We start from the raw sequence: 16,889 nt of genomic DNA on the forward strand, positions 1-16,889 counted from the left end.
TGCGGGCCTCTATTCCATAGCTTCCACATAGTTGGATCGCTTTCTCTCATGTGGGATGTTAACTTTTGGAGGGACCAGATCCCCACCGACCCGCCGCCACCCGACATGAACTAGTACAGGTGCCAATCCCCTTTTCGCACATCCAAGCGCGGGGGTTTCTTTCCAGGTGTGAAGGTTAGCCCCGCCTAGGGAAAGATAGCCCGCATCTTGGCGGTGACAGTTGTGGACAGGCCGGTTTACCCGCCGCTGATGTCCAGTTCAGCACCCACTAAGCCTAAACGTTCTGCGTCGCCCAGCAGGCGGGAGTCCAGCCAGCCGTCCGGCAAGTGCGGTTTCTTGGGGTTGCCCGCGCGCCCGCGCGGTCCCTCAACGGCCTCACCCGGATAACCAATGGAATGGTCCAGCTCGGCCAGGTATTCGCGGAAGACCTCCAGGGTAGGCACCGTGGACATCTTGGCGCGCAAACGCCCGCCCACCGGGTAGCCGTGGAAGTACCAGGCCACATGCTTACGGATCTCCCGCAGGCCACGAGTCTCGTCCCCAAAGGTCTCCACCAGTAGTTCCGCGTGCCGGTAAATCATGTCGGCTACCTCAGACACAGCCGGGCGGTGGCGTTCCTCAGAGCCCTCAAAAGCGTTCTGCAGGTCGCCAAAAAGCCAGGGACGGCCCTGGCAGCCACGCCCCACCACAATACCGTCCACGCCGGTCTGCTCGACCATGGCGATCGCGTCCTCAGCTGAGAAAATATCGCCGTTGCCCAAAATTGGCACATCGGGAATGGCCTCGCGCAGGCGCGCGATAGAGTCCCAGTCAGCCTTGCCGGAATAGTGCTGGGCGGCGGTACGCCCGTGCAGGGCAATCGCGGCGACCCCGGAGTCGCGCGCAATCTTAGCCGATTCCAGGTAGGTCAGGTGGTCCTCGTCAATGCCCTTACGCATTTTGATGGTCAGGGGAATATCCTTGCGGGAGGCCTCGCGCACAGCGGTCTGCACGATGGCGGTAAAGAGGTCAGTCTTCCAGGGAAGGGCCGAGCCGCCGCCCAGCTTGGTGACCTTGGGGACGGGGCACCCAAAGTTCAGGTCAATGTGATCGGCACGGTCTTCTTCAACTACCAGGCGGATCGCCTTACCCACGTTCAGCGCATCCACACCGTAAATCTGGATAGAGCGAATCTGCTCGTCCCCATCGTGCTCGATGATACGCAAGGACTCCGGGTTACGCTCCACCAGGGAGCGGGCGGTCACCATTTCGGTGACGTAGAGGCCACCGCCGTACTCGCGGCAGAGCCTGCGGAAGGCCTTATTGGTGACCCCTGCCATGGGGGCCAGAACGACCGGGGTGTCAATGGTGTGCTTGCCCAGCTGCAGGGGCGGCAGCTTGAGCTGTTTGGTGCGGGCCTGCTGGGGGCTATCGGTTGAAGTTTCTTCTGTGATCACCTAGCAATTCTGGCATAAACCCAGCGCGGGCGCAGTGGCTGGTACCCCAAAGCGGGTGTGCGGTGCATAACCCGGCAGCTCTTACCCGAACAGCCGCACCGTCGCAGCCTGGTCTGGGGCAGGTCCTTGCGGCCCCAGACTTACCCAAAATGAGTACCGTCAACAAGTCTTGACAGGCACTCAGATTTTATTTCATACTTGTGGAAAGTCAATCTTTCTTGACAATTCCCCAGGAGGGTTTATGGATTCCAAAGACCCGCTCATGCTCGCGGTAGGCGCAGCCCATGCCGAGGTCACCCGCGCCAACCAGGCCCTTGAACAAGCAGTAGAGGCCGCCCGCGCAGGCGGTGCCACCTGGCAACTCATCGGCTCAGCCATCGGCGTGACCAAACAGGCCGCCGCCCAACGTTTCTCCGACTCGGTCTATAACGCACGCTCACTGCCCCAAATCGAGACAAAACTGCAACAGGTAGCCGAAGCCGTCTTTGCCGCGCTCGCCCACAGCGACTACCAACACGTCCACCATCACATGACCTACACCGCCGCCCGAATGCTCTCCAAACGCAAGCTGGCTAAGGTCTGGCAGCAGGTCCTTGAGGCAAACGGTGATTTTATAGAGGTCCAAAGAACTGTGATTGAACAGGCCACCTTAGGCTATACCCTCACTTACCGGCTACGCCACCAGCGGGGCGAGCCGGTCGGCCAAATCTCCTTTAACTCAGCCCACAGGATCACAGGATTGGTGATATTCAATGATGACTCAGCCGAACTCCCCTGGTAGCGGCTCGGTAGCGGGCGTAGCCCCTGCACTTATTACAGCTCTAATCTGGTGCATTTTCGGTCTCATAGTAGGGGTAACAACCGGTAGACCGATAGTAGGCGTGATATCGGCTCTTAGCTTCATGGTTGCTAACGTGCTGATATGTCTTGACCTAGACCAAAGGTCATCGCTGATACGCTGGCACCCCTGGCTGACTCTCTGGGCGGCTTTCGTGGGGCTACTCATGACCTATCTGCTCTTCCGCGATATCCCGAGCACCGCTATAGGGTGGACGATATTAACCTTGATTTTAAACCGCAGCTATCTGTTCCCCAAAGATTCCAAAAAATCACGCAAAGCCCGCGACATAGGGGTCTAAGGCACACACTAGCGGCAAGGCCCCGCTCTTTCGCTCTTAGGCCCGGTGGATAACCTCGGGCCCAAGAGCGAAAGGGCGGGGCCTTACGTCATACCTCTAGTTCAGCCAGCCAAGTGGCAGATAATTGAGCCAATTCCGGCACGCTTACCCGAGCTTGCCGCAAGTCAACCCGCCCGTCAGCGGTCAGGGCAGTACCCTCAGCTCGCCAGCGCTCGGTAGCAGGTGCGGCATGACCGGGTATCTCACCCCGGGCATTACACACGCGCCACCAGGGCACCCCACTCCCCCAGGTCGCCATCACCCTGCCAACCACACGCGGAGACTCCCCGGCAACAGCACCCACATCCCCGTAAGTTGCCACCCGCCCGGGCGGAATAGATTCAGCAACCCTCAGGACGCGCTCAACCCGTACATCCTCCATCGGTTAGGCATCCGCAATCACCAGAGTTTCGCTGGTGACCTTTGCGGAGCCCATCTTGATGAGCTGGTCAATCAGCACAGCCAGATCTTCCATCGAGTCATCCACCTCAAGGGAGACCGCGTACTGGCCGGTCATGACCGAAAGTAGCTGCATAATAGCTTCACGGGCCTGGGGGTGGCCCAGCCGGTAGCCCACGGTGATTTCGGTAGCATCGTCCTCGGAGATTTCCATGAGGCCCGCGTCAACAGCCAGGGGCCGGTAGCTAACAGCAAAGGCCAGAATGTCACCTTTTTTACCCTCGGCTTGAGCGCGCAGAATATCGTCACGCAGCACGACCGCGCCGAGCGCTTCAGCTTCATCGGACAGGAAGAGCCTGTTTACCCGCCCAATGGACAGGTCAGCGGGCTGGTCCCAGCCGTGAATGCCCCGGTAGAACTCCCAGAAACGCTGGGTCAGCTCCACAGAGCCGGTGGCTAGGTCTTCGATGGTCTGGGTCATGCGTTCGGAGGCGTCTTGGCGCAGGGGCACCGGTGGAACAGTACCGGCTTCAATGCGAACCATCCGCGAGCGCTGGATAACTTCAAAGCCCTGGGCCTGAGCAAATTCTAGGCCGCTAGAAGCCGGCTCTACCTTGGTGCGGAAGGCGCTGACACCACTGGGGGCTGCCTGGGCAGCGTGTTTGAGGGCGGCGATTAGGTGGTTGCCGAGGCCGGTTCGGCGATGGTCGGGTGCTACTTCCAGGTAGGCCCAGAGTCGCTGTGGGTGCAGGTCGGTTTCGTAGATGGTACCTGCGGCGACCGGAACCCCCTGGTGTTCAGCAACCAGGGTGCGGCTAAAGGGCGCGTCTGTATCAGGAGAGAAGGATGAGCGGAAGGCTGCGACTTGGCGGTTTTCGGGGTCCTGCCAGTATTGGAGCATTTCCATGTCGTCGCCGGTGCGCCAGGGGCGTAGGGTGTAGCCGACGGGTAGGGGGGTCTTGGTCTCTGGTGCAGTGGGGGTGGTCTTGTCCACGGGGTTCTTGTCCTTGGCTCTTAGCGGGGTCTACCCCTCTACTCTAACGTCCCCTAGGGCTTCCCTGCCTGCCACTGAGGCGGGGTGGGTGCCCGAATGTGAGCAAGCTCCGCCCTGTAACCTTCTCTTCACCCGCTAGACTAGGAGAGCTTAAAGTTTATTTGACTCTATCGCTTAGTGTGGTTCCATGACATCCCTTTTTTCTCACAAGCCGACCCTGACCGGCTCTTTAGTTCAGTTACGCCCTTTTAACGATTCTGCTATCGATGCCATGATTGAGATTCTGCGTGAGCCCGATGCTTTGCGTAAGACGGCTTCGGCGCATTCCCGACTCATTGGTGGCACTGATGCTGATGAGCAGGCAACCCGTGACTGGTATGCACTGAGGAATACAAAAGATAACCGTCTTGATTTGGCTGTTTTTGCCCCGGCCCTGAACCGTTACGTGGGTGAGGTTGTCTTCAATGAATACAATGCGACCAGCAGGTCCGTCAATTACCGTATTTGCATCAGCTCAGCGGGGCAGAACCGGGGTTACGGTACTCAGGCAACCAAACTGATGGTGGATTACGGCTTTGAGCATCTAGATTTGAACCGAATTGAGCTGGAGGTTGTCGATTTCAATCAGCGTGCCCGCCACGTTTATACCTCCTGCGGTTTTATTCCGGAGGGGCGCCGCCGCCAGGCATTCTTCATTGATGGCACCTACCACGACGCTGTGATCAAGTCGGTCCTGCGGAGCGACTGGGAGGCCAATCGTTCTATGAGCGGTCACCTGAATGTGAACTACGCGTCCGTAGAAGTTTAGGTTCATGCCCTTAGCTAGTGTCTTATAAGGCAAAAGCCGCCCGCTCCTGGTAACAGGGGCGGGCGGCTTTTTTGGCCTGATTTTGCTGGTACTCCGGGCCAAATGCACTACCGTTGCCTCGGCAGCTGGCTCGGAGCTGGCCTTAAGGGCCATTTCCGACCGAAGACGGCACCGCTCTCTGGCAACTGGCGGGGCTGGCCTTAAGGGTGTTGCTGAAGAGCGGTGACCTGTTTAAGGCTGGTGTTAAGGGTATTGCCAGAAACAGCAAGGTCCCAGAGAACCAGACTTACTTGGTCAGCTTGGCTGCAAGGTAGGCAGTGACCTGGTCCAGGGAGACGCGCTCCTGGGTCATGGTGTCGCGCTCGCGGATAGTGACAGCCTGGTCTTCTAGAGTGTCAAAGTCCACGGTGATGCAGAAAGGTGTGCCGATTTCGTCCTGGCGGCGGTAGCGGCGGCCGATTGCACCGGCGTCGTCATAGTCGATGTTCCAGTTGCGGCGTAGCTCATCGGCCAGTTTCTTGGCGGTAGGAACCAGGTCTTCCTTCTTGGACAGGGGCAGGACGGCGGCCTTGACAGGCGCCAGTCGCGGGTCCAGCTTGAGGACGGTGCGCTTGTCTACGCCACCCTTGGTGTTGGGGGCTTCGTCTTCTACATAGGAGTCTACGAGGAAGGCCATCATGGAGCGGGTCAGACCGAAGGAGGGCTCGATGACGTAGGGGACGTAGCGTTCGCCGGTGCCCTGGTCGAAGTATTCGAGTTTAGCGTTGGAGTGTTCGTTGTGGACGCCCAGGTCGTAGTTGGTGCGGTTGGCTACGCCCATGAGTTCGCCCCATTCGCCGCCCTGGAAACCGAAGCGGTATTCGAGGTCCATAGTGCCTGCGGAGTAGTGGGCGCGGTCTTCGGCGGGTACATCGAATTTGCGCATGTTGTCGGGGTTGATGCCGAGGTCTACGAACCAGTTCCAGCAGTCTTCGATCCACTGGTCGTAGTATTTGGGTGCGTCGTCGGGGTGGACGAAGTATTCGATTTCCATCTGTTCGAACTCGCGGGTTCGGAAGATGAAGTTGCCGGGGGTAATTTCGTTGCGGAAGGCTTTACCGATCTGGCCGATACCGAAGGGCGGGCGTTTGCGGGCGGCGGTGACGACGTTGTTGAAGTTGACGAAGATGCCTTGGGCGGTTTCGGGGCGCATGAAGTGCAGGCCCTCTTCGTTGTCGACGGGTCCCAGGTAGGTTTTCATGAGGCCGGAGAAGTTTTGGGGTTCGGTCCACTGCCCCTTGTTGCCGCATTTGGGGCAGGTGATGTCGTCCATGCCGTTTTCGGGCTGGCGGCCCTTCTTCTCAACGAAAGCTTCGATGAGGTGGTCTTGGCGGTGCCGGGAGTGACAGGACAGGCACTCAACTAGGGGGTCGGTGAAGGTGGCGACGTGGCCGGAGGCTTCCCAGACCGCCTTAGGCAGGATGATGGAGGAGTCGAGGCCGACCATGTCTGCGCGGCCGCGGACGAAGGTCTGCCACCACTGCTGGCGGATGTTTTCTTTGAGTTCGGCACCGAGCGGGCCGTAGTCCCATGCGGAGCGGGAGCCGCCGTAGATTTCACCTGCTTGGAAGACGAATCCGCGTCGTTTTGCCAGTGAGATGACGTTATCAAGTTGTGACTTCGGTGCCATGTTTTTTGGTTTCTCCTGTTAGCCTGCGCCACCGGTTGCGGCGTGCTTGGATTGTGGGGGCGGTGCCCGGTTGGGCATACTGCCTTTAAGCCTACCGCACCGGTTGAAGGCGGGGAACCAACTGGTCGCTAGACTGGAGGCTATGAGTATTGAGTCTGTGTTTATTCGTGATGAGATGATTCGGCTGGGCCAGTTTTTGAAGCTGGCGAACCTGGTGGAGAACGGGGTTCATGCCCGTGAGGTGATCCGGGACGGCCTTGTTAAGGTGAACGGTGATATTTGTGAGCAGCGTGGCCGCCAGTTGCATGCTGGGGATAGGGTAACTCTCAATGGGGTCACGGTGCAGGTGGCGCACGACTAGGTAAGCGTGAACTCAGCACCCTAGCGACCAAGACCCTTAACGCCAGCCCCGAGCCAGTTGGTCGCTAGGGTGCTGAGCCAAGGGCCTCAGCCTAGGCTTTGGTCTTTTGTGCCCTAGTACCGGCGGGCTGTTTGGCATGATTCAGCCCGCCGGTTTTCTATTTAGTTCAAGATGTTCTCGCGGATAAAGGTGCTCATGTGCGCTAGTTCGCTGGGGGCAATCCCGTGGCCGATGCCCGCGTAGAGGTAGTCGGTAAGGGCGGTGTGGTCTTTGACCCATTCTTGGGTGAAGCTGATCTTTTCGGCGGTGATGATGGGGTCAGCTTCGTCCCGGCCCCAGAACAGTGGTAGAGGTTGAGCGGTGAGCTCGGCATCTTTGAAGTAGCCCTCTCCCCCGTCGACCACATAGCCGGACAGCCCAATCACAGTGCGCACCAGGTCGGGCCGGTGGCGGGCAATGCTGGTTGCTATGGCCATACCCTGGGAGAAGCCAAGCAGGTTGAGGCTGCGGTAGTTGGCGGCAAGGGGTTCTAGCCATTCCAGGACGTAGTCCACGGCCAGTTCGATGGCACGGAACCCTACGGTTTCTAGTTGTTGGTTGAGGGGCCACCACTGGTAGCCCAGGGCGGTTGCGCCAATGAAGGCGTCCTTGGCGTCGGCGGGCAGGGCGTAGCCTACCGGCTGGGGTGCCCGTACTGAGGCGTAGGTGATGCCCTCTTGGGGCAGGTGGTTGACCAGGCCCATGAGGTCTTGTTCGTGGGAGCCGTAGCCGTGCAAGAGGACGACCAGGTGGGTGCCCTTGCGAAAGGGTTCAGCTTTTGAGTAGATAAGGGTATGGGTATTCATGGGCTTAGTCCTTAGCTGGTGGCTCATTTTTCTCAACTTATCATGGGTGGCCAAGCTGAGCCACGGCATGTGGCAGGGATGCTCGTTGAAGGTCTCGTGACTCATCTGCTTCTGCCAGCTTCAGATAAGGTCTTTCCTGGTGTCTAAAAACTGACCAACTACCTAACAATCACGACTCTCACTAGATAAAAGAGTCTCATTGGTCGCAAAAAAGCTATAGACTGCGTACACTCAGGATATTTGGTTCCACCAAATTACTAGAAAGTTGGTAGGCATTTTCTACCCTGACCGGGTAGCCCTACCTGCCTTGTAGCACACACCCACAGATCTGGCTGAAAGGTGACCGAGCATGCCCGTGCCCCCTCTTGCCCAACGTACCCCTCTTGAACGTACCCACCACGGTGATACTTTTATCGACCACTACGAGTGGCTCCGCGATAAAGAAAGCCAGCAGGTACTGGACTATCTGAAGGCAGAAAACGCTTACACCGAGGCCGTGACCGCCGACCAGCAGCCCCTACGTGACGCTATTTTTGAAGAAATCAAGGGCCGCACCCAGCAAACCGACATGTCGGTGCCTTCGCGCAGGGGGGCCTGGTGGTACTTCAATCGCACCGTCGCCGGTCAGCAGTACCCGATTATGTGCCGGGTTCCCGCTCAGACCGAGGGCAGCCTGGCGGAGCGCTACGAGCCACCGGTCGTTCAGCCCGGCCAGCCTCTTGACGGGGAGCAGGTCGTCCTGGACTGTAACGACTTCGCCCGCGATATGGCTTTCTTCTCACTGGGCTCTTTTCAGGTCACCCGTGACGGCACCCTTTTGACTTTCGGTGTTGATGGCTCCGGCGATGAACGCTACACCCAGTACTTTAAGAATCTGGAGACCGGTGACTTCCTCCCCGAAACTTTGGAGAACATCTTTGCCGGTGCTTTCTTTGCCTCCGGCGCAAGCCACCTGATCTACTCAGTGGCTGATGAGTCCTGGCGGCCCTACGAGGTTCGCGCTCATGCCTTGGGCACCAGCCCAGAGCAGGATATTGTGCTTTTTACTGAGGCCGATCCGGGCATGTGGCTCGATGCGGGAATGTCCTCGTCCCGCACCCACGTCGTTATTTCTTCCTCCAATTCAGAGTATTCTGAGACCCGCGTCATTAATATCCACGAATTGGGCCAGCTCGAGCCCACCCTCGTTCTGGATCGTAAGCACCGTATTGCCCACTCCACTGACGTGATTGATGTCGAGGGAACAGGTTACCTGATGCTCGGCCACAACTATCAGGCTCCTAATACTGAGTTGGTTCTAGCACCCCTTCACGATAGTTACCGCGCTTTTGAAGATTTCCGTTCAACGTGGGTTCCGCTCGTACCCCACAGAACGGACGTTCGCCTTGAATCCGTCCGGTTCTCCCGGAATCACCTGGTACTTATGGCCCGTGAGAACACCACGGTCAAGGTCTTTATTGCCCCTCGGGATGCTCTAGCAGAACAGATTAAAAGCCCCCACGCTCAAGGTATTAGTCTCTATGAGCCCGGCGGTTTTACCGATGAGCTTTATACTTCGGCCTTTTCGGGGGTCAGTATCATGTCCCCGGTGATACGGCTGAACTACACCTCCTATCTAACCCCCAATAGCGTCTACGATTATTTCCCGGACAGCGATGAGCTCATTTTGCGCCGGCAGACCCCGGTCCTTGGCTACCAGCCAGAGCAGTACACGGCCTACCGCATGTGGGCACCGGCTGAGGACGGGGCTATGATTCCGCTGTCTGTCATGCACCGCGCTGACCTGGATCGGAGTCAGGGACACCCTGTGATTCAGTACGGCTACGGCTCCTACGAGTCCTCCATGGACCCCTATTTCTCAACGGCCCGCCTGAGTGTGCTGGACCGAAACGTCGTTTTCGTTGTTGCCCATGTTCGAGGTGGCGGGGAGCTGGGCCGCGCCTGGTACACCGAGGGCAAGAAACTGGCTAAGAAGAACACCTTTACCGATTTCATTGCTGCTACCGACTTTTTGGCACAGCAGCCCTGGGTTGATGCCTCCCGCATCGGAATTATGGGCGGTTCTGCCGGTGGTCTACTGATGGGTGCGGTGGTGAACATGGCTCCCGAGAAGTACGCCGCTTGTCTTGCACAGGTACCCTTTGTGGATGCTCTGACCACCATTCTTGATCCTAACCTGCCGCTATCGTCCCTGGAGTGGGAGGAGTGGGGCAACCCCATAACCGACCGTGAGGTCTATGAGTACATGAAGTCCTACAGCCCCTACGAAAATATCCGCCCGGTTCGCTACCCTGCTATTGCAGCGGTCACCTCGCTCAATGACACCCGAGTTTTCTATGTGGAGCCAGCCAAGTGGGTTGCCGCTCTTAGGCACACCATTGCACAGGACTCCCCCACGCCTCTCCTGAAGGTTGAGATGGAGGGCGGTCACGGTGGCGGTTCGGGGCGCTATACCGCCTGGAAAGAAATCGCCTGGGACTATGCCTTCTTACTACAAAAGTTAGGTGCTCAAGACTGAGCGGACACAGGCCGGACGGCCCCTTGCATAAGTTACGACTATGACAAACAATATTTCAAAGGTCCCTCTGAGCATCACTCAGGAGGTCTTACTCTCCATTCTCAGTAAACCTGCTTACCGGGCTCAGTGGATGCCCTATGCTCAGAGGCAAAGGGGCTCTTTGGTCAACCAAAGAGCTGTAGCCACCTTCATCGCCTATCATCTCTCTGACGAGACTGGCACAGAGGTATCAGTAGAATCGCTCAAGGACCGCGTATCACGCGCACTCACGGGCTATCTACCCTCCGATTCAACGCTTCAGCTCTTTGCGTCCGCTTTTGGTTTCACTCTCTCAGAGCGCCAGGAGCTACGCCAAGCCCTTTCGGCAGATACCTTCTCTCGCAGGGCTATATCCACTACCTCGGCAGATGAGGAAGAGCCACCAGATGCCCTAGAAAGAGCACGTTCAGACTATACTTCTTTGTCCACTATCATGATCTGCCATACGGATAGGGAGGGCCTTTTAACCAGCATCGACATTACAGAAGTGATCCAAGCTGACAGGGATCATGTCACCCGTATCCTACCCCGCTTTGAGGCCCCTCAGGCAGACTTTAATCTGCTGGAGGGGGGTCAGCTACAGGTGACCCAGGCGCCGGAGAAGATCAAACCCCACGGGGAGGATAACACCCTGTGGGAATTGGTTATCCAGCCTCCTAGCCCCATCCGTAAGGAACAGATCCACCAGGTACGGTATCGAATCGATATCGACCCCTCTGAAGATCAGCTCACAGATAACCAAAATTGCATCACCCTGGGGCCTTTTGAAAAGGCCCGTTACAATTTCACCTTAGTGATTGATGGACAGGCGCCCCTGAAGAACATGGTCAAAAAAATCTGGGGACCCACCATCGATGAATCCGAATTGATTGATTCTTCTAGCCTGCCCGACCAGTCCTATCATTCCCTGTCCCTACCCATTATTCAGGACACCATTGTTGCCTACCAGTGGGAGCACTCCCACTCAGATTCTTAAGGCTTTGAGAGAAAGTCACTCTAGTCATGAATCATAATCCTGATTTTCCTTCCCTGGATGAGGGTGCCCAGCTACCGGTATCCCATTCCTTTCGTGACCAGTCGGTCAAACTAGCCAGCGCGATTCTGCGCCAGGAACTACTCTCTGCAAGCAACCGCGCTATCTGGTCTAAGCACACCGCTTCAGATGGCGATCCGCCCTCCCAGACTCTCTCGGTCAGGGCCATATCCAGGGCCATCGCCGCCCATTGCAAACACTATTATGGTCAAGACTGCTCCAGCAGCCGCTACAAAGACCGGGTCAGCCGCGCTATTCGCGGGGAGCATATCAGTCTTGACACCCTCAACCTTTTCACCGAAACCTTTAGTTTCAGCCCCTCCGCCAGCGCTAACCTCCATGAAGTACTGACCACAGGGATCGAGACGGATGAGATGCTCGGAATGCTCAGAGTGGTGCCCCAGGCATCTATCGTCAGTTCCTTCACTAGAGTTGATTTAGCCCCCTCAGATCAGGATGGGGAAGACCATGTCATGGCTCATATCAACGCCAAGCTCCTGAGCCTAGAGACCGGTTGCTCGGCCTTACTGCTACCGCTTTCAGCTACTAGCACAGTCACCGTCCGAGAGAGCAACTTCTTACTCAGCAGGCTAGAAGGTGGCCCGGAGTGGGTTTTTACTCCCTTGCAGTACATACCACCCCTGCAAACCTTTATGCTCAGGTTTTCTGTCCTTATCCAGGCTCCTGCCGATTCCGAGGGCTTCCGAAAAATCCACTTCCCCTTAGCGACGCGCGTTCATTCCACCGGGATCCGGGTTGAGACGGGAGGGCAGAAAAAAGACATCGAAATTCTACTGGAGGGTCGCGGGTCCAAAGCAGACACAACTTTAATCCATGAAACAGTGGAGGACTACTCGTCCTGTTTTATCCCCCCTACTCAGCGACGACTATCTGGTGGTTCGATGGCGCTAGCAGCTGCCTTTTCCCGGTGCTACATAAGAACGACATGGGCACTTATAGAATCAAAGCACCGGTTGAGGTAAAACGGCTGAGGCCCTCTTGAGGGGTTACTCAGCCAGCCAGGAGGGCTCTAACCAGCCTGACAAACCGCAGGTGCTCACCTCATATCTGCAGGCATGCTGGTCAGTAGGATCTCTCCCCCCAGAGATCTGGCTCTCCTAACGGCGGAACCCACCCGGTCATTGATTCAGGTAGTTTTGGTGCGATATAGCTCCTGAATCTCTAGGGCTTGTTTTTCAAGCCCAGCTCTTGGCCCGAAAGGTCAAGATGATGCCCCCTAGGGTATAAATGGTGCGAGTCAAACAGCCCACCTGCTAGCAGGTGGGCTGTTTGCTATTGAGGCCCCTCGTAGAGGCTTTTATACGGCCAGTTTTTCTAAAATCAGCTCGCGCACACGTCCGGCATCTGCCTGCCCACGGGTTGCTTTCATGACCTGGCCAACGATAGCGCCAACAGCCTGAATCTTGCCGGCCCGAATCTTATCGGCAACATCGGGCATAGCTGCCAGAGCATCGTCGATAGCGGCGGTCAGCGCCCCATCGTCAGAGACAACAGCAAGGCCGCGCTTCTCGACGATTTCAGCGGGTTGGCCTTCACCATCAATGACAAAGCCAAGTACCTGGCGGGCAATCTTGTCGTTAATCTTCTGAGCTTCAACCAGCTTATTTAGCTCGACAACGGTCTGGGCAGTCACACCGGTTTCCGTCAGTTCAACTTCACCTTCCTTGGCGATACGAGCGATTTCGCCCATCCACCACTTACGAGCAACGGAGGCGGGAGCACCAGCAGCTACGGTTTCCTCGATAACGTCCATAGCACCGGCATTTACTACATCGCGGAACTCCTCGTCCGAGAAACCCCAGTCAGCCTTCAGACGGCGACGGCGCTCGGCAGGAGGCTCGGGTAGCTCTGCAAGCAGGCGCTCAATCCATTCACTGTCGGTAACAACGGGAACCAGATCAGGCTCCGGGAAGTAGCGGTAATCGTCGGCATCGGACTTGGGGCGACCCGATGTGGTTTCGCGGGTGTCCTCGTGCCAGTGACGGGTCTCCTGAACGACCTTCTCCCCTGCCTCAAGAACAGCCGCGTGGCGCTGAATCTCGTAGCGGACAGCACGCTCAACGGAACGCAGTGAGTTCACGTTCTTGGTTTCTGAGCGGGTACCGAACTCGGTGGTGCCCTTAGGCATGAGCGAGACGTTGGCATCACAGCGCACGTTACCGCGTTCCATCTTGGCATCGGAGATACCCAGGTTTTTGACGATTTCACGGATTGCCGCAACGTAGGCGCGGGCCAGCTCGGGCGCACGCTCACCGGCACCCACAATGGGGCGGGTCACAATCTCAATGAGCGGAACACCGGCACGGTTGTAATCCACCAGTGAGAAGTCAGCGCCCTGGATACGGCCAGCGCTACCACCCTTGTGGGTCAGCTTACCGGCGTCCTCTTCCATGTGGGCACGTTCAATCTCAATGGTAAAGACGGTGCCATCTTCCAGCTCGACATCCAATGACCCGTTGGCGGCGATGGGCTCATCGTATTGGGAGGTCTGGAAGTTCTTGGGGGTATCGGGGTAGAAGTAGTTCTTCCGCGCGAAATGTGAGATAGGAGCGATTTCGCAGCCCAGAGCCAGACCCAGCTTAATCGCGGATTCAACAGCCTTGCCATTGACCACCGGAAGAACACCGGGCAACCCCAGCGAAACAGGGGTGATGTTGGTGTTGGGGGTGTCACCGAACTCGTTGGGGGCCGCGTCAAACATCTTGGTTTTGGTGTTGAGCTCTACGTGCACCTCAAAGCCAAGTACGGGGTCGTACTTCTCCATGGCTTCTTCAAACGACAGGATTTCGTCAGACATTTACTTAGCTCCCTCGAAGTCGAAGTCACGGATTAGGGTTTCAGTATCGGGTAGCTGCTCGTGCAGGTAGCCACCCCATTGAGCGACAAGCAGGGCTTCCAGGCCTGCACCTGCACGGTAGAGACGGGCGTCCTCATGGGCAGGAGCGGTGAACTGGATACCCACGGGCAGGCCGTCTTCATCTGCTAGACCGGCAGGCAGAGACAGCGAAGGAACACCGGCTAGGTTGGTGGGCACGGTAGCGATATCGCCCTTGTACATAGCCATGGGGTCACCCTTGGTCTTCTCACCCAGCTTGTAGGCGGTGGTGGGAGCGGTGGGGCTGATCAGTACATCTGCAAGCTCAAAAGCCTTAGCGTAATCGCGCTGAATCAGGGTGCGAACCTTCTGGGCTGAGCCATAGTAGGCATCGTAGTAGCCGGCAGAGAGTGCGTAGGTACCCAGAATGATGCGGCGCTTAGCCTCGGCACCAAAGCCTGCTGCACGAGAAGCAGCCATGACGCGCTCGATGGTAATGCTGCCTTCTTCGGGCAGCTTACGCAGGCCAAAACGAACGCCGTCATACTTGGCCAGGTTTGAAGAAACCTCCGAAGCCATAATCAGGTAGTAGGCACCGATTGCTTCCCTGACGGAGGGCAGGGACACCTCAACGATTTCGGCCCCAGCTTCTTTGAGAAGTTCCAGTGACTCATTGAAGCGAGCCATGACACCGGCTTGGAAGCCCTCGCCGGTCAGTTCCTTGATGACGCCTACCCGCAGACCCTTGATGCCACCCTCAGCGGCACCTTCACGGGCTGCCTGAGCGTAAGCAGGGACCTGAACGGGCAGTGAAGTAGAGTCCTTGGGGTCATGCCCACCGATGACCTCGTGCAGTAGCGCGGTATCAAGGACGGTGCGAGCACAGGGGCCTACCTGATCCAGAGATGAGGCCATAGCAATGACACCGTAGCGGGAGACTGAGCCGTAGGTGGGCTTGACACCGACGGAGCCGGTAAGAGCCGCAGGCTGACGGATTGAACCACCTGTGTCGGTCCCCAGGGCCAAAGGAGCCTGGAAAGCCGCAACGGCAACGGCTGAGCCGCCGCCTGAGCCGCCGGGAATGCGATCCAGTGCCCAGGGGTTGCGGGTTACGCCAAAGGCGGAGTGCTCGGTGGTGGAACCCATCGCAAATTCATCGAGATTGGTCTTACCCAGAATAGGCATGCGCGCTTGGCGGAGCTTCTGGGTAACGGTACCGTCGTAAGGGCTTATCCAGCCCTCAAGCATGCGGGAGGCGGCCGTGGTGGGCTGACCCTTGGTGACGATCAGATCCTTCACGGCGATAGGGACACCGGCCAGGGCAGGCAGTTCCTTACCAGCGGCACGGTCTTGGTCAACGCTCCGAGCAACAGCCAAAGCTTCCTCAGAGTTCAGGTGCAAGAAAGCGTTCAGGCCGCTCTTGCCAGCGGCCCGGTTATCGGGGTCAAGCGCCTGACCATCGGTAGCAAGGATATGGTCCAGGTAGGCCTGGGTCACCTCAACTGAGGTCAGCTCACCAGCGGCAAGCTTTTCAGCAATTTCGGCTGCGGACAGTTTAATAATGTCAGTCATGCCTGCTCCTTAATCTTCGTCCAAAATAGCGGGCACCTTGAACTTGCCGTCCTCAGCGTCGGGGGCGCCGGAGAGAGCTTCATCAGCGCTCAGGGTCTCCCCTACAAGGTCTTCGCGGAAGACGTTCTTGAGCGGAATCGGGTGGCTGGTTGCCGGGATATCGTCAGAGACAGCATCAGAAACAGATTTAACGGATTCAACGATGATGTCGAGTTCAGCGGCCATGGCAGCTAGTTCCTCGTCAGTCATCTCGATATGAGCCAGGGTAGCTAGGTGCGCTACCTGCTCACTCGTAATTACAGACATAATCACTTCCACATTTTAGATAGAGGTTTTCATGGTCTATCTTAGCCCGCTTGCCTGCTTAACACGATTTTCCCGCCCTTACCCAGGAGCTAAGAAACCCACGACCATGGAGAGCGCAGAAAAAGCTGTGGCCTACACCCTAGGGTGTAGGCCACAGCTACAGGTTTTATAACCGCTTGAAGCTAAGAGTTGAGGTCTTACTTAGCGGGGATGTTCAGTACCCAACCGATTTCAATGACGTTTGCGTCCTTGATGAGGTCGGAGTTAGCTGCTACCAGCTCGTCCCAGCCGTTGAAGCCGTGAGCGTAGGCGATAGCGGAAAGGGTGTCACCGGCAACAACGGTGTAGGTCTGGCCTGCGGGTGCAGCCTCAACAACGGGAGCTGCTTCAACGACAGGTGCTGCCTCAACAACGGGAGCTGCTTCAACAACAGGTGCAGCTTCAACGACAGGAGCTGCCTCAACAACGGGAGCAACAACTTCGGTTACGGTGGTTGACTGTGCTGCCACTGCAGGAGTCTCAGCAACGGCTGCGGGTGCGCTACCGGTGCCGTAGGCGTAGAGGTTCAAGCGAGATGAACATGCAGGCCAGGCGCCCCAGCCCTGCATCTGCAGGAGGTTTTCAGCTACACGAATCTGCTCTGCCTTTGAAGCAAACTGGGGGCTACCGGAGCCACCTGCTGCTGCCCAGGATGAAGGGGTGAACTGCAGACCACCGTAGAAGCCGTTACCGGTATTGATTGACCAGTTACCGCCTGACTCACACTGAGCCAGAGCTTCCCAAGCTTCGAGGGGGGCAGCGTTTGCTGCGGGGGTAGCTGCCAGAGATGCGGCTGCTGCGCCACCGATTGCCAGTACTGCTGCTGAACGACGAATATTGGAAGACATGTAATGCT

At 57.4% G+C, this 16,889-nt stretch carries 15 protein-coding genes; 6 read left to right on the forward strand and 9 right to left on the reverse strand.

Translation table 11 applies throughout. The annotated features are described in order from the left end of the window. Positions 1 to 236: 236 nt before the first annotated feature. Positions 237 to 1,436, reverse strand: coding sequence for a tRNA dihydrouridine synthase DusB (gene dusB, locus ACN08Y_RS07360; protein ID WP_419112252.1), 1,200 nt, complete (start codon positions 1,434 to 1,436; stop codon positions 237 to 239). A gap of 241 nt (positions 1,437 to 1,677) precedes the next feature. Between dusB and ACN08Y_RS07365 the strand changes: the two genes are divergently transcribed. Continuing rightward, positions 1,678 to 2,217 (forward strand): hypothetical protein, encoded by a 540-nt coding sequence (locus tag ACN08Y_RS07365; RefSeq protein WP_419112253.1) that lies wholly within the window; start codon positions 1,678 to 1,680, stop codon positions 2,215 to 2,217. Between the two features lie 446 nt (positions 2,218 to 2,663). Here the strand turns inward: ACN08Y_RS07365 and ACN08Y_RS07370 are convergent, their stop codons facing one another. Next, entirely contained in the window at positions 2,664 to 2,996 is a 333-nt protein-coding gene (locus ACN08Y_RS07370; protein WP_419112254.1) for an MGMT family protein, read from the reverse strand. Positions 2,997 to 2,999: 3 nt separating this feature from the next. Further along, positions 3,000 to 4,007, reverse strand: a complete 1,008-nt coding sequence (locus tag ACN08Y_RS07375; protein ID WP_419112255.1) for a GNAT family N-acetyltransferase — start codon at positions 4,005 to 4,007, stop codon at positions 3,000 to 3,002. 187 nt (positions 4,008 to 4,194) lie between these two features. On the opposite strand from ACN08Y_RS07375, the gene ACN08Y_RS07380 reads away from it, so the two are divergent. Then, positions 4,195 to 4,815, forward strand: coding sequence for a GNAT family N-acetyltransferase (locus ACN08Y_RS07380; protein ID WP_419111336.1), 621 nt, complete (start codon positions 4,195 to 4,197; stop codon positions 4,813 to 4,815). 286 nt (positions 4,816 to 5,101) lie between these two features. On the opposite strand, the gene ACN08Y_RS07385 is transcribed toward ACN08Y_RS07380, so the two are convergent. Then, positions 5,102 to 6,484 (reverse strand): glycine--tRNA ligase, encoded by a 1,383-nt coding sequence (locus ACN08Y_RS07385; protein ID WP_419112256.1) that lies wholly within the window; start codon positions 6,482 to 6,484, stop codon positions 5,102 to 5,104. Positions 6,485 to 6,626: 142 nt separating this feature from the next. On the opposite strand from ACN08Y_RS07385, the gene ACN08Y_RS07390 reads away from it, so the two are divergent. Beyond that, positions 6,627 to 6,845, forward strand: coding sequence for an RNA-binding S4 domain-containing protein (locus ACN08Y_RS07390; protein WP_419100238.1), 219 nt, complete (start codon positions 6,627 to 6,629; stop codon positions 6,843 to 6,845). Positions 6,846 to 7,006: 161 nt separating this feature from the next. Here the strand turns inward: ACN08Y_RS07390 and ACN08Y_RS07395 are convergent, their stop codons facing one another. After that, positions 7,007 to 7,690 (reverse strand): alpha/beta hydrolase, encoded by a 684-nt coding sequence (locus tag ACN08Y_RS07395; RefSeq protein ID WP_419112257.1) that lies wholly within the window; start codon positions 7,688 to 7,690, stop codon positions 7,007 to 7,009. A 349-nt stretch (positions 7,691 to 8,039) separates the two neighbouring features. On the opposite strand from ACN08Y_RS07395, the gene ACN08Y_RS07400 reads away from it, so the two are divergent. Genes ACN08Y_RS07400 through ACN08Y_RS07410 form a run of 3 tightly spaced genes read left to right on the forward strand, consistent with a single transcriptional unit; the run spans position 8,040 to position 12,263 of the window. Beyond that, on the forward strand, positions 8,040 to 10,208 hold the full coding sequence (locus ACN08Y_RS07400) for a S9 family peptidase (protein WP_419112258.1): 2,169 nt from the start codon (positions 8,040 to 8,042) through the stop codon (positions 10,206 to 10,208). 40 nt (positions 10,209 to 10,248) lie between these two features. Further along, a complete protein-coding gene (locus ACN08Y_RS07405; RefSeq protein WP_419112259.1) occupies positions 10,249 to 11,223 on the forward strand; it encodes a hypothetical protein in 975 nt (324 codons plus the stop codon). 26 nt (positions 11,224 to 11,249) lie between these two features. After that, positions 11,250 to 12,263 carry a hypothetical protein gene (locus ACN08Y_RS07410; protein WP_419112260.1) on the forward strand — a complete coding sequence of 338 codons (1,014 nt, stop codon included), beginning with the start codon at positions 11,250 to 11,252 and terminating at the stop codon, positions 12,261 to 12,263. A 335-nt stretch (positions 12,264 to 12,598) separates the two neighbouring features. On the opposite strand, the gene gatB is transcribed toward ACN08Y_RS07410, so the two are convergent. From gatB to ACN08Y_RS07430, 4 genes are all read right to left on the reverse strand, one after another. Next, the gene (gene gatB, locus ACN08Y_RS07415; protein WP_419112261.1) at positions 12,599 to 14,098 is read right to left on the reverse strand and encodes an Asp-tRNA(Asn)/Glu-tRNA(Gln) amidotransferase subunit GatB; all 1,500 of its coding nucleotides are present in this window, start codon (positions 14,096 to 14,098) and stop codon (positions 12,599 to 12,601) included. Further along, positions 14,099 to 15,688 (reverse strand): Asp-tRNA(Asn)/Glu-tRNA(Gln) amidotransferase subunit GatA, encoded by a 1,590-nt coding sequence (gene gatA / locus ACN08Y_RS07420; RefSeq protein WP_419112262.1) that lies wholly within the window; start codon positions 15,686 to 15,688, stop codon positions 14,099 to 14,101. A 9-nt stretch (positions 15,689 to 15,697) separates the two neighbouring features. Further along, complete coding sequence (gatC, locus tag ACN08Y_RS07425) at positions 15,698 to 15,994, reverse strand: Asp-tRNA(Asn)/Glu-tRNA(Gln) amidotransferase subunit GatC (protein ID WP_419099818.1); 297 nt, start codon at positions 15,992 to 15,994, stop codon at positions 15,698 to 15,700. 197 nt (positions 15,995 to 16,191) lie between these two features. After that, positions 16,192 to 16,881, reverse strand: coding sequence for a transglycosylase family protein (locus ACN08Y_RS07430; RefSeq protein WP_419112263.1), 690 nt, complete (start codon positions 16,879 to 16,881; stop codon positions 16,192 to 16,194). Positions 16,882 to 16,889 lie beyond the last annotated feature (8 nt).

The sequence above is a fragment of the Rothia sp. P5764 genome (genome assembly GCF_048512965.1).
Classification (GTDB): domain Bacteria; phylum Actinomycetota; class Actinomycetes; order Actinomycetales; family Micrococcaceae; genus Rothia.